Here is a 22728-nt window from a genome sequence, read left to right on the forward strand (position 1 = left end):
TTTTTGTTCCTGCCTGTAATCAGCCCGTTCAATCATTTCCTGACCTGAGGTTACTATCTTCTCAGTGCAGTTATTTGCCTGGTTATCAAGAGGTAACTGTTTTGGATTGAGGCAGCTCAGAACAAAACTTATGCTTTCGCTTGTGTATTCGAAAAATAAATGATTACTTGCTTGTAAATACAAACAATACCATGCCATGATACGATTTTTACTTTTCTCCGCTCTGTTGCTGGCGCATATGAATGTGCGGGCGCAGGATCTGATCTGGAATAACTATCCGGATGGTTCGCTCAGCCACACCTTTCTAAACGTAGGGGATCCGGCTGTAAATGTAGGTGTTGGCGTATCAGGAAATACATCAGCACTGGCTTTTCGGGAACCGAATGGGCGCCCGCTGGGCTTACGGCTTGCAGCCGACTATTCCACGAGTGGGAACTCCGTGACGGTAACGATAATCTTTTCACAACCCGTCAATAACCTCAGCTTTTCGCTGTATGATATTGATTTCACGGATGGTGATAGCAGATACCAGGACCTGGTTGTGGTAAACGGAACCAATGCCGGGAGTACGGTTAGTCCGACCATCGGAACGACGTCGACCAACACGGTTACCGGGAACTCGATTCTGGGCATCAACAGCACCGACATGATGGGAGAAAACACGGTTAGTTTTACCGGCCCTGTTAATCAAATTACCATTCAGTATATTGCGGGGCCGGCTTTTATCGATCCCGAAACGCAGGAAATCTACATCGGTAATTTCAATTGGGATGCTGACGTTCTGCCGGTTCGTCTGGTGGACTTTGGCGGCATCACCGTCGATCACCAGGTGCGGCTGGGCTGGCAAACTTCCTACGAACAAAACAGCGACTACTTCACCATCGAACGCAGCCGCGATGCGCGGGCTTTCGAAGCCATTGGACGTGTGTCCTCCAAAGGTTTCTCCGAGCGGCTGCAAACCTACGGCTTTTCCGACCCGGCTCCCTTGAAGGGCACCAACTACTACCGTTTACGGCAGGTGGATCGGGATGGCACGTATGCGTACTCGAAGATTGTGGCGGTGAGTTATGATGCTGAAGGGTTCTACTTTCAGGTGGTGGTGCTGGATCAGGGTCGTTTGCAGGTGGAGACCAATGCGCCCGATCCGGTGTTTGGTCTGGTGGATGTGCGGGGGCTGCCCAGTCTGCGGCAGGTCGAGCAGGTCGGGGCAAACCGGTATATCCTGCATACAGCTTCAGCGGGTCTGGCTACGTCAGGGTTGAAGATCGTTCAGATGCGCACGGGCCATTTCGCCTACTCCAAAAAAGTCCTGATTATGTGAGGAAACAATAAAGTTTATTTGTGTATAACGGACACCCTATTGGCTTTGCCGATAGGGTGTTTTTGCGAACGACGATGTATGGGTGGCCGGTCTCGGCCCCGGGCTATACGTCAAAATAGGCTTTGAGGATTGCGTCAAACGGTAAACCGTAGGTTTCAATTTCGGGATTCTTGACGGATACTTTTCGGGTATCGGCAGCGCGGCTAAAAATAAAGACGTTTTCTTTCGGTAAGTCGGATGGAAGATAGGGTGAGTGCGTTGTGATCAAACAATCCTGCTGCGATGCCACCGAGTTAGTGGTGCGTCTGCCGTCGAGGGTGGGAAGGGCCCGGAGCCGGTCAATGAATTTCCGGCGCCAGGTCGGATTAAAATGTGATTCGGGTTCGTCCAGCAGAAAGAGGACGTTCGGGAATGAAATCATGCTGAATGTCCCCAGAAGTTGCGCCAGTTGATGTTCACCGTCCGAAAGGGAAACATAATCGACAATAGCCGCCCGATTCCTGGCCTGGAAGTTGACGCGTTCAAAGCGAAACACTTTATCTTCCTCCTGAGGTTCGGGTAGCCGGGAAGCAAACCGACGCGCTTTGGTTTCTTTGGTAAACCGTTCCCGCGCGTGTTTGGGAATCACCAGATCATTAAGCATAGCCAGCTTATGAAACGCCGAATACAGATCGAATGCGCTTTTCCAAAAGAAACGGAAAGCCGTTTTCGTTTCCGGCGTAACCAGAAAATCGAAGGTGTAGGTTTCCGTTTTATCGTCGTATTGATAACAGGTTGCGCATTTTTGCAGCTTATCGAGGTAGCCTTCGAGCTCGTCGGTAAGCTGGATGCCCTTTCGTCTCGAATGGGATCGCGATCGCTCAGGCGCTCTGGGGGCAGCACTGTGGGCCAACTGAATAATGCAGCGGAAGGAATGAAGCTCGTCCAGGTGGGCAAATTGGAGAAGCGATGTTCGCTGTTCATCACTGCCCAGCAACAGATTGGCAACCAGCACTTCCAGGTGCGTTCCGTAATCAATGAGCATCAGACGCGTATCCTGAATAGCGGCTCCGGTTGGCTGGGTTTGATGGATGGCACTTTCCCGTACTTCTTCCGCATAGCCGCTGCGGCTCAGCAGGAAGGGGAGGCTCATTGTTTCGTTTTCTCCCGAGGTATAGCCGACTACTTTGCGCGGCAGTAATTCCTGCGTTTCGGCTGCGTCTAATTCACAGTTCATCCAGCTATTGGCTACTTTTTTCTGAATCGTGATCACCGGCCGCCTTCTGTTTTGGCCCTGTCTGGCGATGCGGACATGCACCGGAAGCCCATTGTCCCGGGGCTTGATCAGATATTCTGCCTCAAACAACAGGCTGGTATTGCCTTCCAGACGTTCTTCCTGATGTACTACGGCGTGGAAGACCAGTTGGAACATTTCGGCCAGCACCTGCAAAAACTGGGACTTGCCGGTACCATTTGCTCCAATCAGGCAAAGTGGAGAGAAGTTTGTTTGTTCATCCATATGACTGCGCAAAGTAAGATCGAGCCCGTCGAGTAGCCCCCCGCAGGTGTCGGCCGAAATAATGTGAATACGTAATAGTCTCATGGCTTTACCCGGATAAATTTCATAGCCTGTCTTTCAGGATCAAAAACCTGCTTCAGGGCAGGCTGCTTTTCCAACAGAAGCGTAAATACAACCTCTTTCAGCGTATCATAATCGGCTGCTATCTGACTGCGCAGCTCGTCGAACGTAAACTGCTCATCCGGCAGGAGTCGAATGGATTCCAGAACCGTTTCGGGCGAAAGCTCGGTCATTTTGGTTTTCTTGTTGGGCTTGGGCGATTTCGGTTTAGCGGCCGGTTCGGTTTGGGCGGCTTGCAGGCGTTTAAGCAGGAGCAGGGCCGGTTCATCGTCCGGATTATGGGGAACCAACTCGCCCCGAAAGGCGCGGTCAAGGGTGGCTGCGGGTAAGCGGTCAAGTTGCGCGCGGGCCGTCTGGCAGCGGGCTTCAATCGCGTCTACGTAAGCAAAAAGGGCATCGACCCGGCGCACGATTTCCTGCTGTTCGGCCATTGGCGGGACCGGAAACAGAAAATTACGGCATTGGGAAAGCGAAATATTCAGCTGCCCCGCCGATCCGCGGGTTTCGTGTATGATGGCATCCAGGTTATCACCTTTGCAAAGCAGGTAATATAGCCATCCGGTTGTGATGCGCTTGCCGGGCCGGAAAAGCGTTAGGGCCTGATTAATGTTCCATTCGGGATACGTATCGGGTATTATCGCCACTTTACCAAGGGGCGGTCCAACAATGTTCATCAACACATCGCCGGGTAACGCCTGTGATTTTTTCAGGGCCTTTTCGTGAGCCGACTGCGCAATAAACTGTGGTTTGTAATTAAAATCGACGGCCTGGTTAACAATGTTGTATACTTTCAGGAACGGTATTTTTGATTGGGCTACGAAGCCTTCCCGGGGGGTGCCGCCGTTTTGTACTTTTTCACAAACCGCAGCCGCCCGCTCGAGTGTCCAGTCTGAACGGTTTTTGCCACGCCATTTTTCCGTGAGCCGGCCGGATATGGCGGCAGAAAGAATGGCCTGGCGCAATTGCTTCGCCAGCGTAATGACACGGTCAAGACGCTCGCGGCAGGTCTCAATTCTTGCCAGAATCGTCCTGATCTTGTCGGCGATGCGTTTTTGTTCGTTGAGCGGAGCAATCAGGACGGGAAAAGCGGCTACGCGCTTCGGTTGCGCCCGGGAAAGCGACCCGCCAACGCCCGTTACAACCCGGCAAAGCAGGTCTCGGAAAGCCGGGCTGCTGAAGTAATACTGTAAAAAGTCGGACGATAAACCCGCCGACCGCATCACAATCCATTCGGAGGAAGCAATCTGCTCAACCTGGCCTTTGGGCATGACTTGCCAGACCCGGTTAATACGCGGATTGATCTTGCAGATCAGAATATCATTGGGTTCAACAAACTGCTTGATTGAGCCAATTTCGGCTCCCGGCAGCAACTCGGGTTTCTGGTTGGAAAAGGCTGGTACACTGTATAATTCAAAATACTGGTCTGGCTGTCGGGCCGGTAAAAGCGTTTGCGACGAAAACTGGTTGATTAGCCCAAGATTTACTTTCATCCAGCCCGGCGGTAATTCGTTCATGCTTCCACCTCCTCTCCGAGTTCTTCCATAATGCCGCGTAATTCGGCCAGTGCGCCCTCCAGTTCATCAATTAAGTCCCGGGCCAGTACGCCGGGCTCGGGCAGTTCTTCGCTTTCATCCTTTAGCCAGGAAATATCCAGATTGTCGTTATTCTGACTAATCCATTTTCGGCTAAAGCAGCGGAAACGGTTTGTAACGCCCTGATCCTGACGTTGGGCCAGAGCCTCCGGGCCGCCCCACGGATCGTTGCCGAAAGCAGCCTCAAACTCCGAAAAATGTTCCCGGGTGAGGTGGGTGCGCTTCCCGTATTGCGGCATATTTGCCCGCAAATCATACACCCAGATTTCGTTGGTATTGCCTTGATCGGTTTGTCCTCTCGTGAAAAAAATAACACAGGTTTTCACGCCTTGGGCGTAAAAGATGCCGGTTGGGAGCCTTAAAATGGTATGCAGGTTACACTTTTCCATCAGATCAGCCCGAATCTGCTTCCCGACATTTCCTTCAAAAAGCGCGTTATCGGGTAACACAACGGCGGCTCGTCCTCCCGGTTTAAGCCGCAGATAAATGTGCTGTAAAAAACAGAATTGCTTGTTGCTGGTCGGATAGGGCAGGTCCGTACGCTCCGGAACACCGCCCCCTTTCTTGCTGCCAAAAGGCGGGTTGGAGAGAATCAGGGTAGCGGGGGGCAGTTTCTGGCCATCCGGCGAAAGCGTATCGCCGTAGTGAATACCGCCCGCAGCGGGATTATAGTCAATACCGTGAAGAAACAGGTTCATCAGAGCCAGCCGATGCGTATCATGCACGTGCTCCATGCCATAAAAGGTGTTGCGACGGTATTTATCCTGTTGTTTATCGTTCCAGTGTTCGGGCTGGCTGTGTTGGCGAATGTACTGATTAGCGGCAATCAGAAAACCTCCCGTACCGGCAGCCGGGTCCTGAATAATGTCGTCAAGGGTGGGTTTCATAACCGTAACCAGGCTGTCAATCAACGAGCGGGCGGTAAAATACTGGCCTGCTCCGGACTTTTTTTCGCTGGCGTTCTTTTCGAGCAGTCCTTCGTAGATATTGCCCAGGTCCTCGCGTTCGGCGTTATACCAAGCCAGTTTATCGATGCCTTCCACCAGTTTGGAAAGGGTTGCCGGTTTTTTGATGGAAGAACTCGCATTGCTGAAAATTTCCCTGACAATCTGCGCGCCATGTGTTTCCAGGTGGATAAGCGTGATCTTGTAGGCTTCCAGCCGCTCCAATTTCGGTTTATTAATCAGGTTATCCCACCGGTACCCATCCGGAATCTGTTCCTCCGTTCCGGTTTCCTTCGCCATTTTGAGAAAGAGCAGATACGTCAGTTCGGTAACATATTGATGATAGGTCACGCCATCGTCTTTGAGTACATTGCATAGGTTCCAAAGCTTGGCAACGATATCGGTGGTAAGGTTATCCATGAGAGTATGCTCCTCGTTTATGGCTCGCTGGGAGTAAATTTGGGCGTTAATGACAGAAAAGCAAAGAAGTTGGTGAAAATAATTAGTTGGTCAACCAATAAATTTTTGAATCAGCAAAAAAGCCATTAATGCGCCTGAGAGCGGGTTTAACTGGAAGAAAATTGGCGATGCAAGCGGGCCTGAATCGCCAGGTAGCGCCTTATAGCAGGTTTTAGCTTAGAACTTATAGCGGATTTAATCGTTTCATTAACCAGATAGCGCGCCCGGTTTGGTGGCCCTCTGGATAAGTTATAGCATTTTTCCGGTCGAGGTTCCTGCCTCCTGTTTGTGTATTTATTTTTTACATAATATATTGCGTGTACACACAAATAAACTTTATAAACAATGAAACGATTCGTACTTGTGACTAGTATGTTACTGGTCTGCCTATCGGGCTGGAGCCAGGATCTGGATTGGGGGGATTACCCGGAAGGAGAGTATTCTTATACCTTCACAAATATTGGTAATATCCCGGTAGATGCTACGGTGACCCTATCAGGAATGGTGGAGTCTTTTTACACCGATTACCCACGGCCTACTGCCAGAGGATTAGAGCTGAATAATAACTTTCCGACAAATGGTAACTCGGTTTCCTTAAGAGTAACCTTTTCGCAGCCGGTCAGTAACCTTAGCTTTAACCTGCTTGACATTGACCGGATTGATGGGGACAGTCAATATCAGGATCTGGTGACAGTTATCGGGGGTAATCTCGGAACACCGGTTACACCAACGATTGGCACTGCTTCGACCAATACCGTTACCGGTAATGCCATTCTGGGTACAAATAGTGTCGAAGATTACGCAACTAATTCCATCAGTTTCAGCACACCCGTTACGGAAGTAACCATTCAGTACTTTGCCGGGCCGGATTGGGAAGACCCCAAAAGACAATTTATTTTCATTACAAATTTTGGATGGGATGACGCGGGTTTGCCCGTTCGTCTGGTGGATTTTGGCGGCACCAGCGTGGCTAACCAGGTACGCCTGGGCTGGCAAACCTCCTACGAACAAAACAGCGACTACTTCACCATCGAACGCAGCCCGGATGCGCGGGCCTTCGAAGCCATCGGACGCGTGTCCTCCAAAGGTTTCTCCGAACGGCTGCAAACCTACGGCTTTTCCGACCCGGCTCCCTTGAAGGGCACCAACTACTACCGTTTACGGCAGGTAGATCGGGATGGCACGTATGCGTACTCGAAGATTGTGGCGGTGGGTTATGATACTGAGGGGTTCTACTTTCAGGTGGTGGTGCTGGATCAGGGTCGTTTGCAGGTGGAGACCAATGCGCCCGATCCGGTGTTTGGTCTGGTGGATGTGCGGGGGCTGCCCAGTCTGCGGCAGGTCGAGCAGGTGGGCGCTAACAAGTATCTCTTACAAGTCTCCCCGACGGGACTGGTTTCGTCCGGCTTACGGATTGTCCAGATGCGCGCGGGAAACTTTTCGTATGCTAAAAAAGTCCTGATTAACTGATTGACAAACAGGTTCGGGTTGATGAAAAGCCCAGGCAATGCCTGAAGTAACCGATATCCCATCTGTGAGCCCGATGGGATATCGGTTACTTTTTAAGCAAAATGGCCAGATCAACCCCGAAAGCGGGCGTTGTTAACGTGGCCGAACCGCCCGGATGCCGAAGCTTTTTATGCTGTTTTCGACCGGTTTCCGGCTCAACGTAGGTAACTTTATACCGTCCGGCGGGTAGATTCAGCATGACGTTCATCGACTGTGTTTCTTTCGGATGATTACCGTTATAGATATATAAAGCGTATTGTTTACCGGCTTCGCTAAGCGCATGAACCCGTACCCCCGCGGGTAACAAACCGCTCACAATGGCCGGATCCGGCTGCATTCGGATAAAGTCCAGATCAGCCATAAACGCTTTCAAGTAACTCAATTGCTGCCGAAGCGCCGGGCTACCGCCACCCGGCGATTTGGCCCCCGGTTTGTAAGTGCCATTGGGAGTTACGCTCGTAAAGGAGTAATCCAGATTGTTGTATAAACCGCCCCCGGCCAGCAGAAACTCCCAGCCCTCTTTGCGGTAGGTCGAATCGGCCATGCCCCGAAAGCCGGTTTCGTTGTCACCAATCACTTTATTCAGACCGTAATTCAGCGGAACGGCTTTCGGGGGTGTGGCGTAGTGAAAATTAAACACCGATACCGCCGGATGCGGCTTTTCAATTTTAGCCGAACCGTTGGCGATGTTCTGCGTAATCAGGTGTTGGTTAGGCAGGTTTTTCTCCGTTTCAACAATAATGTCGGCAATGTGGTGCTGCCAGTTCATCTGGACTCCGCCAAAATACGGTTCGTTACAAATTTCGAACAGCACGTTACCGAAACCGTTCAGCTCCGTCACGATTTTCCGGACGAGGGCTTCCTGAAAAGCGAGTAGCCCGCCGTTTTTGTCAAGCGTATAGACATCATTCCGCCCGACTTTTCCAACAGTGTTGATGTTGTTGGCGGCATTCATGGGACTGATCGTCCACATTTTTTCCTCGTAAAACGGACAGAAAAGCGCCAGTTCGACGATAATACCGCGTTGTTCGGCGGCTGACACAAACTCTTTGAGCCGCTTGAAATACACTTCGTCCCAACGCGAAAGATCAAATTTGTTGCCGCCCAGCGCATACCCGGCCTGCTCACTGCGGGGCCAGGGGCAGCTATACCGTCCGGCTTCCGGCGCCATTGTATTGTGCTCGATCCCGAAATCGCCGGGAGCCTCACGATAGGCGCCGGTAAACGTTCGGGTCAGGTTCAGGCCATCTTTCTGAAGTGTGTTGAGGTACGTGATGAAATCAAAATCCAGATTCAGGACGGAGCCGTAATGCTCGCCCGATGTAATCAAAACCGTTGGTTTGCCTTTGTAGCTGAAGTAATGCGGGTTGTCGGGGTGCAGGCGGATAGGCTGAGCCCAAAGACCTCCGGTAAGCCAGGTCAGGAAAAGAACCGTCAGAAAATGGATTTTCATAAAGGAGATTGTCAGTCAGTTTTGGTCTGAATTTTCTTGTTTGACGTGTAAAAAGCCCGGTTTACCCGATCAAATTACAATTTTATGGCAATTCGGGTACGCTGGTTTAAATGGTTTCACGGTCTTGACGGTAGGATAAACCGGCCACAGGGTCTATCCCGTTACTTTCTCAAAGAAATGTCGTCCCAATAACAGACCATTTTAAACCAAGTAACCACATGAGCTTACCCATTAGCGAACTTAAAGGCATCACCGATGCCGTACTGAATGTTTTCAAAGCACAAGGGCTAACCAACAGCGATGCGTTGCTGGCTGCGTCCAGAACCCCCGCCGGTCGGAAACAACTGGCTTCGGTAGCCGGGGTGGATGCCAGCGTTATTCTGGCGCTGGCCAACCGGGCAGACCTGGCCCGCATCAGCGGTATTGGCAGCGTTTACAGTGACCTTCTCGAAGAAGCCGGGGTCGATACGGTCAGGGAATTGTCGCATCGCTCGCCTGAAAACCTGTATGCGAAAGTCAATGAAATTAATCAGGTCCGGCAACTGACTCCGCGCCCGCCATCCCTGGATCAAATCACCAGCTTTATCCACACGGCCAAGGAATTGCCCGCCGGTTTGGAATATTAATTGATCAAAAACCAATACGGATTTTAGTATTAGGTGAAGGCTTCTCCGTTAAGGCTTCCCTTTGGTTAACAAAAAATCCCGCACGAGTTCCAGTTGGTCGGTGCTGAGGAAATCGGCACCGGCTTCCCGTAATTTAGCCCAGACCGCCGGGTCTTCCGGGCAGGCCCAAAGCCGTAACTTCTTTCCTTCTTTATGTACCCGCTGAACCAATTGTTTCAACTTCTGAAACTGGTCATCGGGCATCGGTCCTTGTCCACGCCAGTTGAGTTGATTACCGTATGAATCGCTCACGACCGGCATCAGTTCCGGGCTGATGCCCTTGCCCAGATCGGCGGGCCGACCGTCGAGACCAGCTAACCGTTCCTTGGCCTTTTTCAGCGTTTCAATCGGGCGGTTTCCGGAGATAAAAACCGTTACAGCACCCGGCTGACAACGGTTTCCCCGGCAGGATGTCAGGATGGAACGATACCGCTGCAACAGGTTCTCCAGGGCTCGGTAGGTACTGTCGGCGCCGGTTTTGAAGTCGATCATCAGGTACACCGGTCCATTATAATTCGGATAGACTTTGCCCTTATTCTGCCTAATTCGCTCAGCCAGCGGACGTAAGTACAGATTTTCGAGCGTTCGATCCGCATTCCAGAAAGCCGGGCGGTTGTGGGCAACATACAGGGTGTCGTTCTGCACGTAAACATCCGCTTCTACGCTCGTAAAGCCGTGGTCGAGGGCATCCCAGAGCGGCCGGGATTGTTCGTAATCATTATGGGCGTGGCCATTGGGCAGGGGCACCACACTGGCGAGCGGCTGCGGGGTCTGTAACCGGGCGATGGGTTGCGTCCAGCCGGTTTCGACATCACCCGGTTCAAAGGGATTGTATTTGGGTTTGTTCGAGATAATTTTGGCGCGGACCAGCCATTCATCGGTTATATCATACCGGGCTTCCGTGCCTGTCACTTCGCGGAGGATTTCTGCTTTTTCACCACCTTTGCGGATACCGATAAACTGAATTTTATAGTTCACATCCGGCTCCGCTTTGATTTTGAACGCCAGCGTACTAGCCGTTTGCGTGAGGCTTTCGAGCGTGATGCCGGTCGTGGCGTAAAACCGTCCAGCTTCCAGGGCTTCAATGATGGTATTGGGCTTCAGATCAGGGGCGTTGACCATAACCCAGGCCCGACCCGAATTGCTGAACGTAGGTCCGAAAAAGTGGTAATTATGGCTGTCGTCGGTAGCCAGCCCGAGCATAAGCGGACGGCCCTGTTTGAGAAAATGCAGGTTAATTTTGTCCCACATGGACTCGGTGCCTTCACGGGTGCTGTCGCCGTAATTATGCACCTGCGGGTGGCCGTTGAACACTTCAAAAAACCGTTCGTGCCGCAGTTGCATCAGGTCGCTGGCCGTAATGGCGTAATGAAAATTAGGATGGTTGATGTGCGGAAACATTGGTTGCCCGGTCTGCCGCCGTTGCGCCACCACAGCGTCGATGTTGTTCTGCATCACCTCGGCCACACTGTTGCCCGGCAGGGGGCGCAGCAGGTTCTGCACATTGGTCATGTTGATGTGAATGGGTTTGCCCTGGTAGCCGGTCGAAACCTCTTCGCTTTTCAGAATCAGGAACTTGCCGGGTTCTTCAAAGTAGCTACGGTATTCGCTCAGAGGTTTCAGGCGCACTTTGAGGGAGTCGTTGGGGCCGGTTTGGTACTTCACCCAGTCGGGGCCGAATGTTCGCAGATACCGTTCAAACCCCCGCCGACGTTCGGGCGCACGGGGTACTTTGATCCACCGTTCGCCTTCCTGAAACGTGTTATGGTCCGACAGGCCAATGAAATGATAGCCATTGGCTTTGTACCAGTCCATGATCATTTCGGGATAATCGTCGCCGTCACTCCAGAGCGAGTGGGTATGCAGGTTGCCTTTGTACCAGTTCTGGGCCTGAGCGAACGGGGCCATCAATAGAAGAAGTAGAGAAAGTATACCAAGTCGCATAATGGACTAAAAGGAGGTGCAAACGGAAAAGCGACGAAAAGACGGTTTCTAACCGAATGATCGCAGACTTAACCGAAAGTTTACGGTATGCCATCCCCAAAGGCTGGATTCTTATCCAGCAGAAAGCCGTACCGAAGTATTTCGGTACGGCTTTCTGCAATTCCTATAAACAAAAAAGAACATACCAGGAGGCATGTTCTTTCATCGCTTCATTATTATATCTTCCGATTAAATAACTTCTACGTTAACGGCGTTCTGACCTTTTTTACCTTGTTCTACTTCGAATTGAACTTTGTCATTCTCGCGAATTTCATCGATCAAACCTGATACGTGAACAAAGATATCTTTGTCTGAGTCCGAAGGGGTAATGAACCCGTAACCTTTGAGTTCATTGAAAAATTTAACAGTTCCTGTTTGCATTAGAATTGAATTTAGAAAGTCAAAATTAATAAAAAATTGTGGCATGGCCGCATGATTTTCATTATTTATTTTGAAAAACGCCGGAACGCCCACTCATGCTGTCACCCGCTCCGATGGTTTCTGTAGAACAAGTTTATTCGTGAGCGCCCGCTTTAAAAATTGATTGTTGGGCCGACAAAAAGAAAATTAATGGCGCGTAGCGAGCTCCCGGCGGATCTTGCTTAAAAACTCGGGGGTAAAGCCCAGGTACGAAGCGATCATATACTGCGGAACCCGTTGCTCAATGTGCGGATACCGCTGACAAAAAGCCAGATACCGTTCTTCGGCGGTCTGGCTGATGGTCGAAAAAATGCGGTTTTGAAACGCGATGAAGGCATTTTGCAACTTAATCCGGAAAAATCGTTCAAATGCCGGTATCTGGATAAACAAGTTGTCCAGGTCCTTTTTTTCGATTTGCAGTACCTGCGTTTCTTCCAGAGCTTCCACGTATAAAGTGGCGGGCTGTTCGGTCAGCAGGCTTTGAAAATCGGAAATCCACCAGTCTTCCAGGGCAAACAGCACATTGTGTTCCTGGCCTTTGGGATCGATAGCAAATGCCCGCAGGCAACCGTTGGTAACAAACGATTCGAACCGGCAAACCTCGCCCATCTGGACCAAAAACTGCTTTCGGCGCAGCACCCGTGGTTTAAGAATGCTCAAAAAATAAGCCTTTTCTTCATCGGTCAGAGAAATAAGCTTTTCAACGTGGCTAACTATTCGCGCGTGGGCTGATACGGTATCGAACGGTTGCATACGATCAGACAAGGGCAATCCGGCCCCACCGGATTGCCCGTTTTGTTTGCTAAGGTAACAAACAAAAGTCTGGAAGTTACGCGCTTCATGCACCAAATTGCCGTTCATGAAACGCCTGCATGATGTGGATGTGGAGTAGATCGTATTTGTTGTTTACAGAATCATTTGACCCGGCCGAAGCCGTTCTGCCATTATTTTGACAATCGGTGGTCAGCCGAAAACCTGCCTCCGCCCGAGATCAGCAACGAACCAGCCATGCCCAGCACAAGCAGGTGGTATTCGAAGCCTTCGCTCGCCTGATTGCCATCCCAATTCATGAAAAAGCCGAAAGGAAGATGCGCCATCAGGATGATGCCCGTGAACAGAATACCGACCAGCAGGGCCGCAACCCGGGTTGTCAGGCCGAGCAGCAGGAAGAAAGGGATAAAGAATTCAATCAGTATAACGCCGAGGGCTAGCGGGTAAGGCAACTTCATAACATCTGTAAAGAAACGCATGGTGCCTTCGAAACCGTAGCCCCCGAACCAGCCGAGAAGTTTCTGAGCGCCGTGCGGGAACAAAATTGCTCCCAGAACCGTGCGGATAACGAACGGAGCCGTCTCGTTATTGGTGGCCGTTATCCAGCGCAAGGGGAAAGGAGGGTGCTCCTCCGGTACACTTAATGTGCTCATACCGTGTGCTTTTTGGATGGGTTCTGTTAATTGGCGTAGTAAAATTTTTCGCGGATGATCTGACCGTCCTTCCACTCCTGTACCGAAACCTGCTTATACTGCTTATGGCCCCACTCGCTATGGTGATAGTCGTACTGCCACTCGACAAAGGAATGATTACCGTAGGCAGCGCTTTTTAATGGAATCGCCGAAAAGTTGGAAACCTTGGCTTCAAAATCGGCTTCACGCTCGAAATTGGCGGCTTTTCCAGCTGTCGGCTCCTGTTCGTTTTCCTGCATCACCACCTCGTCGTGGTAGTACGTGTCGAAAGCATGAAGAATGTGTCCGTTCTGAACCAACCGGTTCAGATTCAGGAGTTTTTCTAAGTAGTTGTCCATTGTATTTGTTGGTTTGTGATTTATTGATCGATGCAAAACTACCACCGCCCCACCGCCCGGAACGATGAAGTAGATTAAGAAAAATGATTGAACTAGATTAAGTTTAGCGGGCAACGGACAAGCCTTTCGGCTAAAAAAAGCGGAGTGCAGAATTTTGGGCTCCTTTACAGCTTTCTGGAAAAGAGGCTTTTATCCCCTCAACTGGGTGAATTTGCCAGATTAGAATCTAATTTTTAATGAAACATACGGCAATCTGCCCATGATTCGTTATAATAGGCTGTTACCAACACGAACACAGATTTGATTTCGGTTGTTAACAGATCGTTAACTGATAAATTTCTTTTTATGGCGTTTAAAACGTTTGTATTTCGACTCCTGAGTCTGTATACAATCACCCTGGCCGGTTCTAGCCTGAGCCTGGCTCAATCTTCCCAATGGTTTCATCTGGATGCAAAGACCGACAGTGTTTGGGGGATTAGCACCGACCGAACCTATCGCGAACTGCTCAACAACCGCAAACCGACGCCGGTCATTGTTGCCGTCATCGACGGGGGCATCGACTCTACCCATGAGGATTTAAAACGAATTTTGTGGACCAACCCGAAAGAGATTCCCGGCAACGGTATTGACGACGATAAAAACGGCTACGTTGATGATGTACACGGCTGGAATTTTATTGGTGGAAAAGACGGTCGCAACGTTCAGTACGAAACCGCCGAAGTAACCCGGCAGTACGTCCGGCTGCGTCCGCTGTACGAGGGTAAAAAGCGGTCGGAACTGAAACCGGCCCAGCAGAAGGAATACGACCTGTTTGTAAAATACAGAAAGGATGTCGAGAAGAAACGTGCTGAATATCAAGAGCAATATCAATCCTATAGCAGTTTTAGCAACCAGTTGGTTACCATCATCAGCGGGTTGAAAAATGCGCTGGGCGTTTCCAAACTCGATACGGCCACCCTGCGTAATCCGGCTACGGACAACGACTTTGTGAAAAAAGCAGCCGCAGCCCTGTATGAAATGACAGCCGCTCAGGGCTTTGCGCAGGCCGAGGATATTCAGGATGAACTAACCCGTGGACTGGAAGACCTCAAAGCCAAAGCCGAGTACGCCTATAACCCGGATTTTGAAAGCCGTTCTATTGTTGGCGATAACCCCGATGATCTGACCCAAACCAATTACGGAAACCCGGACATAACCGGACCGGACCCCCTGCACGGCACCCACGTTGCCGGTATCATTGCCGCCGACCGCACCAACAACGTCGGCGTACTGGGCGTGGCCGACCAGGTGAAGATCATGGCCATTCGGGCCGTTCCGGATGGCGACGAACGCGACAAGGATGTGGCCAATGCGATTCGGTATGCGGTTAATAACGGGGCACAAATCATTAACATGAGTTTCGGTAAAGACGTATCGCCCCAGCGCAAAGCCGTTGACGACGCCATGCGGTATGCGCTCTCGAAAGGTGTTCTGCTGGTTCATGCCGCCGGTAACGACAACAAATTGCTGGACACCACGGCCAGCTTCCCGGCCGATCGGTTTATGGACGGTTCGGCCATTCCGAATCTGATCACGGTGGGGGCCGTTACGGCGAAAAATGACGAACATCTGGTAGCATCCTTCTCGAATTATGGCCGTAAAACCGTGGATGTGTTTGCACCCGGTATGTCAATTTACTCGACCACGCCGAAGAACGGTTACGACAACCTGAGCGGTACGAGCATGGCGGCTCCGGTCGTCACCGGTATTGCTGCGGTGTTGAAGTCGTACTTTCCGAAACTGACGTATGCGGACCTGAAACGAATCATCGAAAAATCGGCGGTGGTGCAGAATCGGAAGGTGCTGCGTCCCGAATCCGACGAACTGGTGGATTTTACGGAGTTGTCGAAAACCGGAGCCATTGTGAATCTGTACGAAGCCGTCAAACTGGCGCAGGCCGAAGAAGCTGCGTCTGCTGAGAAAAAAGGCTGACGGTTTCAATAGTACTAGTAAAAGGAGCACTAGCGAATCAGGCTATGTGCTCCTTTTTTGTTTGAGCGAAAACCGTAGTTACAGCTTCAGTCGGATTCCGGCTTTGCCCAGCAGACGCGTTATCCAGACGCAGAGCAGTGCAAACAGAAAGGACTTCAACAGGCCAATACCGCCCGTCAGCAGAAGTTGTGGCAGATGGATGCCCAGAAAATGAGTCGTAGCGTAGGCAAAATAGGGAATCAGGTAGCAGAGCAGCGTGTCTGTACCGGCGGGTTTGATGAAGTTGAACCAGCGGCTTTGGCCCCACACATCCGCAATCCAGTAAATAAGCGTAAAAGCGAGCAGCGTAAAAGCACTGCACAGAAACAGCCAGGCAGGCGTTTCGCCCAATTTGGCCAATCCCCAATACGGTCGGGTCAGCATCGATAAACCGATCAGGACAATCGCTGTTGCGAGGAAAAGAAGCGTCATCTGCCGGTTATCGGCTTTTTTGCGGTAATACCGGAATAAGGTAGCAATCACCACACCGCCCAGGCTCAGGCCCACCAGCGTTCCGTTGCGGATGGCTCCCGGAATAAAATTGACGGCATCGGGAAGCAGGTCCGCGTGTGCAATCAGGCTTAACAGGGCAAAACCGGCCCAGGCCGCGATCAGGATGCCGATCCGGTTCCGGGCGAAAACCGTTACCAGGGCAGCCGCCAGATACGACCACCCAATTAGCCCCAGAATACCCCACCAGTGCGTTTCAAAGCGCGTCAGTTGGCCGTCTTCCCCACCGCGATACAGAAACGCCAGCGTCAGCAGCGTGAGCCAGCCAACGGTTTTCAAGCCCATGACCAGGGTTTTCGGGGCCGATTTCGGGTATAAATTCCAGATCAGAATGAACGACAGACACGAAAGGACGCTCCACAAAAGCCGTGACATTCCCGTTGCGGCTGCATGGATGGATTCACCGTTGACCAGAAAAACGCCCATCGTTAGCAACGCCAGCGACCGAAGCAGCACGTGTCCAACCAGTTGGCGGTCCGTATCGCCCTTTTTGCGCCGGTTATCAATGGCAAAAGGCAGCGACATACCGACGATGAACAGAAAGGCCGGGAAAACCACATCGGACAGACCGATGCCGTCTACCCCGCTCGGTACGTGTTCAAGCCAGGCCGGAATGTTTTCCAGTGACCAGAGATCATTAACAAAAATCATCAGCACCATCGTCAGCGCCCGTAGAATATCGATGGCGTCAACCCGCGTCGGATTCGGAGTGCTCAAGGTGTTGGTTGCAGGGGATGCGGTTTCGGTCTTGTTGGTCATCGTCAAAGTTAGGTCAGCGGGTGATGGAGATAGGTTTATTGGTGGCCCGACGCCCAGAGAATGGCATTTCGGAAGATGGTTTTGAAGGCTTCGTTTTTGAACAAATCGGGATGATGGCCCATAAAGATGTATATATTCCGGGCTTTCATTTTCTCATTCGACCAGATGACGGGATGGTCGCCCCCCATTTTGATGTCGGAGTCGGGCTCATAAGTCGATTCATCGACGGTTGCCAGTACCCTGACGTTTGGGCGCGGGTTTTTGTTGTAGGTATACCACTCTTCCTTTTCCACTTCGAAGGTGGGCGGTAGTCCTTTCAGGGCCGGGTGCGCTTTGGCCTCTACATGAACCGTCGCTTTGGCAAAACCGGGAATATAATTCTTGTACCGGATGCCGCCCATAAACTCCGAGAACCAGGGCCACATCGGATACCCGTCAAATTCGCCCAGTAGTGTGGCGTGGTGAAAACCGATCCAGCCGCCCCCTTTACCCTCACGGATGTATTTTTTAAAAGCCGCCTTAGCCACATCAGTCCACCTATAAGGTGGGTAATTCAGTTGGATGAATACCTGATAGTTAGACAGGAAGGCGTCGTTAATAGGCTCCGTATTTTCGATGTAATCAATAGTGAAATTTTGTTCCGTAGCCACCTTCTGAAGCCATTCTTTGGCCGCAGCCACAAAAGGCGCGTGGACACCCCCGCCTTTTTCGGCCATTGCCAGGACCCGAAAAGCCGGTTTTTTGTTCTGACCACACGCCGTATGAATGAGAAGCGTAAACGCCATCAGACTATAAATTACTACGGAAATTAAGTGTCGTATTTTCACAGGTAAGGAGCTTTCGTTACGTAAACGTTCTGGTTAATTTATGTCATAAGTGACGTTATATAACCTGTCTTTAAACTTTGAAGGTAAATACCTCTACAAATAAATGGGCGGTAAGGTAATCGTTTATTTGTTAACATAACTAATGGACTAAGTGAATAGGCGCGTTGTGCAAAGGTACATTGCAGAAAAAGTATACCATTTAAATTCTAAAAAACACAATAACTTTCTTTAGTAGATGCGGTAGTGGGCCTTATTTTAAATTTTTCGTCTAACCCGTTGCAAACTTATAGGTAGATTTTAGAGGCTTTTGGCTGGTACGTTCGCCAAACGTGAAATTTATAAATTGATTGATAGAAGATGAAATTCGTTATCTAGTCGGCGCCTTAGAGAGTGTATTTAAACGGATTTGTTTTTCGGGATACAAGTCCAGAGAGGTAGGTGATGATTGGATTGATAAGCTGCTTTTTCAAGAGAACCAAAATATAATTTTGGAAAATAGGGTATTGGCCGCACAGTCTTGCATCTTTACTGGCAAATAGCAAAGCATTACCGTTTCGTATGCAGGATTACCGGAATTTTGAGCCTGAAGAATTAGCGATAGATCTGTCTTTTCAACGTTGGAAACTGTTTAATGACCCCATTGCAAGCAATTTCTGGAAAGGTTGGCTGGTTGAAAATCCGGATAAAAAGGAACTGGTCGATAAAGCTTACTACCTGCTGAACACGCTCAATAATGCCTACTCGCAAACGCCTGATGACCGGATTTCGATTTCAGACCGGGAGATTCAGTACGAAATTCAGCGATTGCATCAATCAATCGACACCCAGCATGAGCCGGTGGTGAAGCGGCTTCGGTTTGCACCCTGGCAGTACGGAATTGCCGCCAGTATTCTGGTGATACTCGGCCTTTTCTGGCGGTATAGTATTCATCCTCCCTGCACCAAAGTTGACGTAACCTATAATGAATTGATAACGCAGACATCCAGGCCGTTAATCGAGATAGGTAATCAGGATATAAAACCCCGTTTAGTAAGCCTGCCCGATGGGAGTACGTTGTTGTTAAAGTCGGGAGGGCGGATCAGTTATCCGAAAAATTTTCAGGAAAGTATCCGTGAAGTATACCTGACAGGTGAAGCATTTTTTGAAGTACATAAAGATCCATCGAAGCCATTTTATGTGTATTCCAAAGGGCTCGTAACGAAAGTTTTGGGGACCAGTTTTACCGTGCAGGCGTTTGAAAACGATAAGGAGGTTAAAGTGGTAGTTAAAACCGGAAAAGTGTCGGTTTTTGCCCGAAACGAGACCGCTTTAACGCAGCATAAAGAAGATACAAAGCTCGAAGGAATTGTTCTGACGCCCAACCAGCAGATTGTTTTTTCGCCAACCAGTACGCGCATTATCAAGAGTGTGGTTGAAGAACCGGCCCTGCTGCACGGAACAGCCCAGAATCAGCCGTTCCGTTTTAAAGGAACGCCCATTGCCGAGGTGTTTGCGACCCTCGAAAAATCGTACGGAATCAAGATTGTTTTCGATGAAGAAGTAATGAAGTCCTGCTATCTGACGGCTTCGCTGGACGATGAGCCGCTTTTTGAAAAACTGGATTTAATCTGTAATACAATCAGCGCCCGGTACGAACAACTGGATGCCCACATCATCATCGACAGCAAAGGTTGTGAGAATTAAAGCACAAGTGTCAGATTACCAGGCGATTTTATTAAAAAGTAGGCTGGTAATGAGTATAAAAAGCCGAAATTCACAATTTACATTACAAGTTTATTATTCATCCATCTATTCTTTAATTTTCTAATGAAACCACAACGCCGATCCCTTTTAAAACGACTCTTCGCTTCTGTAGCTGGTGTAACGGGCCTTGGTATGGCTGCCTCCAAAGCTGAAGCAAGTGTCGCTGCTCCGCAGAAGGAAGCCTTCAACGTCGTTACTGAACAGGATGTACCGCTATTTTCTGGCTCTACCAAGATGGGCAATCTGGTTTTTGTGGCTGGCAAAGGCTACCACAAGGAAGGTGACATCAAAGTTCATACGGATGAGGTGCTGAAAGAACTGGAAAAAGAACTGAAAAAAGCCGGTTCGTCGATGGAGAAAGTTCTGAAAGTAAACGTGTACCTGCACGATCTGAACGACTATAAAGGCATGAACGAAGTCTATAAAGGCCGGTTTGGCAGCAAACCGCCGGTACGGACAACCGTAGCGGTGTATGGTGGTGTTCCGGGCGACTCGCTGGTCGAAATGGATTGCATTGCCTACATCTAAGCCGAGTTTCCATACTCCCTCCCCGGTAACCGTGGGAGGGAGTTGTCCTCATTTTTAGCTAACCCTTCACATGATCAGTAGAAGAAGTATACTCAAGCGATTATCAACCATGCCGCTGCTGGGCGGTTTGGTAGGCAGTGCCGTTCCCCTTCAGTCGGCGTTGGCATCTACCGTTGTGGCACCCCGGAATCTGGCCAAGGAACTCGGCATCCGGACGTTTATCAATGCCGCCGGAACCTATACCGCCATGACGGGTTCGCTGATGCCGGACGAGGTGATGGAAACCATCCAGGCGGCTTCGAAAGAGTTTATGATGCTCGACGAGGTGCAAACCAAAGTCGGTGCAAAAATTGCCGCCATCACCCATGCCGAATCGGCGGTTGTAACGGCGGGTTGCTTCTCGGCCATGACGCTGGGGCTGGCGGGTGTTCTGACCGGAATGGATCAGAAAAAAGTGGAAGCCCTGCCGCTGCTGGAAGGAACAGGCATGAAATCAGAAGTGATTATTCAGAAAGGCCACAATGTCGGCTACTCCCATGCGCTGACAAACACCGGTTGCAAAATAGTGTTTGTAGAAACCGTTGAGGACGTGGAGAAGGCGATCAACGAGAAAACGGCCCTGATGTGGTTTCTGAACATTCAGTCGGACAAAGGCAAAATCATGCACCAGGAGTGGTTGAATCTGGCCAAAAAACATAACATCCCGACGATGATCGACATTGCCGCCGACGTGCCGCCAGTCGAAAACCTCTGGAAGTTCAACGATATGGGCTTTGACCTGGTTTGCGTCTCGGGCGGAAAAGCCATGCGTGGCCCGCAAAGCGCCGGTTTGCTGATGGGTAAGAAACACCTGATCGACGCGGCCCGGCTGAGTATGCCCCCCCGCGGCTCAACCATTGGCCGTGGCATGAAAGTAAACAAGGAGGAGGTGCTGGGTATGTACGTAGCCCTTGATCGGTTCGTCAAGCTGGATCAGAAGAAAGAATGGCAGATGTGGGAAGACCGCGTAGCGCACATTTCCGATACCGTTAAAAAAGTGAACGGGGTCAAAACCGAAACCTTCCGGCCCGAACTGGGTAACCATACGCCGACCCTCCGGATTACCTGGGAACCTGCCAAAGTGAATCTGACGGCAAAATCTCTTCAGGAGAACCTGCGCAATGGTGATCCGTCGATTGAGATTGTTGGCGAACAAAACGGTGTTAGCCTGACTACCTGGATGCTCAAACCCGGACAGGAGAAAATCGTAGCCAGCCGATTGAAAGAAGAACTATCCAAAGCCGCCGTGTAAGAGTATGCAAAAAAAATCACTTTTCGCTCTTTTCATCGCCTGTGTCATCAGCAGTCTGGTGCAGGCCCAAACGTACAGCATCGTCATCAAAGGCGGTCAGGTCATCGACCCGAAAAACAACATCAATGAGGTGATGGATGTGGCCATCAACAACGGCAAAATTGCGCTGGTGGCTAAAAATATTGACGCACGTCAGGGCAAACAGGTCGTCAATGCCAAAGGCATGTACGTCACGCCCGGTCTGATCGACCTGCACGGCCACGTTTATTTCGGCACCGAACCCAACCACTACCTCAGCAACGGTCTGACGGCCGTCGTGCCCGACGGTTTTACGTTTCGGGTGGGCATAACCACCATCGTTGATGCCGGTGGTGCGGGCTGGCAGTCGTTTCCGACGTTCAAGAAAAACATTATTCTTTCATCGAAAACCCGCGTCCTGTCGCTGCTGAACATTGTCGGTGAAGGTATGCGGGGGGGCGACTGGGAACAGGACACGACCGATATGGACCCCAAAATGGCGGCCGCCATGGCGCTGGGAAACCCCAACGATGTGGTCGGGTTTAAAGTGGCGCACTATATGGGCGGCACCTGGACACCCGTCGATCGGGCCGTACAAGCCGGAAAACTGGCGAATATGCCGGTGATGGTCGATTTCGGGATGCACAACCCGCCGTTGTCGCTGGAAGAACTGTTCATGAAACACCTACGCGCTGGCGACATTTTCACGCATACGTATACCCTGCTGGATAACAATGTTCGGGAAACGATTGTGGACGAAGCCAGCGGGAAAGTAAAACCGTTTGTCTGGGAAGCCCGCAAAAAAGGCATTGTTTTCGACGTGGGATACGGCGGAGCCAGCTTCAATTACACGCAGGCCATTCCGGCCATCAAAGCCGGTTTTTATCCGACCACGATCAGTACCGACTTGCACACGGGCAGTATGAACGGTTCGATGAAAGACATGCTGAGCGTGATGTCCAAGTTTGTCGTTATGGGCGTTCCCGTTGCGGATGTGATCAAAGCCAGCACGTGGACCCCGGCGCAGGTCATCAAACGTGAAATTCTAGGCCATATGTCGGTTGGAGCTATTGCGGATGTGGCCATTCTGAACATGCGGGAAGGCAATTTCGGGTTCTACGATAAAACCGGCTACCGGATGGAAGGTAAGAAAAAATTCGAGTGTGAAATGACCATCAAAGGTGGCAGAATTGTGTACGATCTTAACGGAATCGCGAACCCGATTGTGGTAAGTCAAAATTGATCCTAATTCTCACTGTAGCTTTCTGAATCTTTTG

Annotated in this window: 19 protein-coding genes; 8 read left to right on the forward strand and 11 right to left on the reverse strand. The window is 50.5% G+C overall.

What is annotated here, in order from left to right:
• The first annotated feature begins 196 nt into the window (after nt 1–196).
• A complete protein-coding gene (locus LX87_RS02150) occupies nt 197–1321 on the forward strand; it encodes a hypothetical protein (RefSeq protein ID WP_111626520.1) in 1125 nt (374 codons plus the stop codon).
• 103 nt (nt 1322–1424) lie between these two features.
• Here LX87_RS02150 and LX87_RS02155 read toward each other — a convergent pair whose 3' ends face one another.
• Genes LX87_RS02155 through LX87_RS02165 form a run of 3 tightly spaced genes read right to left on the reverse strand, consistent with a single transcriptional unit; the run spans nt 1425 to nt 5895 of the window.
• Nucleotides 1425–2903, reverse strand: coding sequence for a restriction system-associated AAA family ATPase (locus tag LX87_RS02155; protein ID WP_111626521.1), 1479 nt, complete (start codon nt 2901–2903; stop codon nt 1425–1427).
• A complete protein-coding gene (locus tag LX87_RS02160; RefSeq protein WP_170139292.1) occupies nt 2900–4429 on the reverse strand; it encodes a restriction endonuclease subunit S in 1530 nt (509 codons plus the stop codon). Before LX87_RS02160 ends, LX87_RS02155 begins: the two co-directional genes overlap by 4 nt.
• Before the next feature lie 20 nt (nt 4430–4449).
• Nucleotides 4450–5895 (reverse strand): type I restriction-modification system subunit M, encoded by a 1446-nt coding sequence (locus tag LX87_RS02165; protein ID WP_111626523.1) that lies wholly within the window; start codon nt 5893–5895, stop codon nt 4450–4452.
• Between the two features lie 384 nt (nt 5896–6279).
• Here LX87_RS02165 and LX87_RS02170 point away from each other — a divergent pair, with 384 nt between their 5' ends.
• The gene (locus LX87_RS02170; protein ID WP_146624414.1) at nt 6280–7404 is read left to right on the forward strand and encodes a hypothetical protein; all 1125 of its coding nucleotides are present in this window, start codon (nt 6280–6282) and stop codon (nt 7402–7404) included.
• An 85-nt stretch (nt 7405–7489) separates the two neighbouring features.
• Here the strand turns inward: LX87_RS02170 and LX87_RS02175 are convergent, their stop codons facing one another.
• Nucleotides 7490–8896 carry a cellulase family glycosylhydrolase gene (locus LX87_RS02175; RefSeq protein ID WP_111626525.1) on the reverse strand — a complete coding sequence of 469 codons (1407 nt, stop codon included), beginning with the start codon at nt 8894–8896 and terminating at the stop codon, nt 7490–7492.
• Nucleotides 8897–9114: 218 nt separating this feature from the next.
• Between LX87_RS02175 and LX87_RS02180 the strand changes: the two genes are divergently transcribed.
• Complete coding sequence (locus LX87_RS02180; RefSeq protein WP_111626526.1) at nt 9115–9522, forward strand: DUF4332 domain-containing protein; 408 nt, start codon at nt 9115–9117, stop codon at nt 9520–9522.
• Nucleotides 9523–9570: 48 nt separating this feature from the next.
• Here LX87_RS02180 and LX87_RS02185 read toward each other — a convergent pair whose 3' ends face one another.
• From LX87_RS02185 to LX87_RS02210, 5 genes are all read right to left on the reverse strand, one after another.
• Nucleotides 9571–11469, reverse strand: coding sequence for a histidinol-phosphatase (locus LX87_RS02185; RefSeq protein ID WP_229310519.1), 1899 nt, complete (start codon nt 11467–11469; stop codon nt 9571–9573).
• 264 nt (nt 11470–11733) lie between these two features.
• Nucleotides 11734–11925, reverse strand: a complete 192-nt coding sequence (locus tag LX87_RS02195; RefSeq protein WP_111627449.1) for a cold-shock protein — start codon at nt 11923–11925, stop codon at nt 11734–11736.
• Nucleotides 11926–12111: 186 nt separating this feature from the next.
• Nucleotides 12112–12624: a Crp/Fnr family transcriptional regulator gene (locus tag LX87_RS02200; RefSeq protein ID WP_310587878.1), complete on the reverse strand. Its 513-nt coding sequence runs from the start codon at nt 12622–12624 to the stop codon at nt 12112–12114.
• A 284-nt stretch (nt 12625–12908) separates the two neighbouring features.
• Nucleotides 12909–13388 (reverse strand): DoxX family protein, encoded by a 480-nt coding sequence (locus tag LX87_RS02205; RefSeq protein WP_111626530.1) that lies wholly within the window; start codon nt 13386–13388, stop codon nt 12909–12911.
• Between the two features lie 26 nt (nt 13389–13414).
• A complete protein-coding gene (locus LX87_RS02210; RefSeq protein ID WP_111626531.1) occupies nt 13415–13765 on the reverse strand; it encodes a nuclear transport factor 2 family protein in 351 nt (116 codons plus the stop codon).
• A gap of 345 nt (nt 13766–14110) precedes the next feature.
• On the opposite strand from LX87_RS02210, the gene LX87_RS02215 reads away from it, so the two are divergent.
• Nucleotides 14111–15736, forward strand: a complete 1626-nt coding sequence (locus LX87_RS02215) for a S8 family peptidase (RefSeq protein ID WP_111626532.1) — start codon at nt 14111–14113, stop codon at nt 15734–15736.
• A gap of 78 nt (nt 15737–15814) precedes the next feature.
• On the opposite strand, the gene LX87_RS02220 is transcribed toward LX87_RS02215, so the two are convergent.
• Nucleotides 15815–17044, reverse strand: a complete 1230-nt coding sequence (locus LX87_RS02220; RefSeq protein WP_111626533.1) for a heparan-alpha-glucosaminide N-acetyltransferase domain-containing protein — start codon at nt 17042–17044, stop codon at nt 15815–15817.
• 35 nt (nt 17045–17079) lie between these two features.
• Nucleotides 17080–17829, reverse strand: a complete 750-nt coding sequence (locus LX87_RS02225; protein WP_111626534.1) for a ThuA domain-containing protein — start codon at nt 17827–17829, stop codon at nt 17080–17082.
• Between the two features lie 600 nt (nt 17830–18429).
• On the opposite strand from LX87_RS02225, the gene LX87_RS02235 reads away from it, so the two are divergent.
• The 4 genes from LX87_RS02235 (at nt 18430) to LX87_RS02250 (ending at nt 22694) form a co-directional block, all read left to right on the forward strand.
• The gene (locus LX87_RS02235; RefSeq protein WP_111626536.1) at nt 18430–19554 is read left to right on the forward strand and encodes a FecR family protein; all 1125 of its coding nucleotides are present in this window, start codon (nt 18430–18432) and stop codon (nt 19552–19554) included.
• A gap of 123 nt (nt 19555–19677) precedes the next feature.
• Entirely contained in the window at nt 19678–20142 is a 465-nt protein-coding gene (locus LX87_RS02240; RefSeq protein ID WP_111626537.1) for a RidA family protein, read from the forward strand.
• Between the two features lie 70 nt (nt 20143–20212).
• The gene (locus tag LX87_RS02245) at nt 20213–21433 is read left to right on the forward strand and encodes an aminotransferase class V-fold PLP-dependent enzyme (protein ID WP_111626538.1); all 1221 of its coding nucleotides are present in this window, start codon (nt 20213–20215) and stop codon (nt 21431–21433) included.
• A gap of 4 nt (nt 21434–21437) precedes the next feature.
• Nucleotides 21438–22694 carry an amidohydrolase/deacetylase family metallohydrolase gene (locus tag LX87_RS02250; protein WP_111626539.1) on the forward strand — a complete coding sequence of 419 codons (1257 nt, stop codon included), beginning with the start codon at nt 21438–21440 and terminating at the stop codon, nt 22692–22694.
• Nucleotides 22695–22728: the final 34 nt, after the last annotated feature.

The sequence above is a fragment of the Larkinella arboricola genome (genome assembly GCF_003259745.1).
Lineage (GTDB): Bacteria > Bacteroidota > Bacteroidia > Cytophagales > Spirosomataceae > Larkinella > Larkinella arboricola.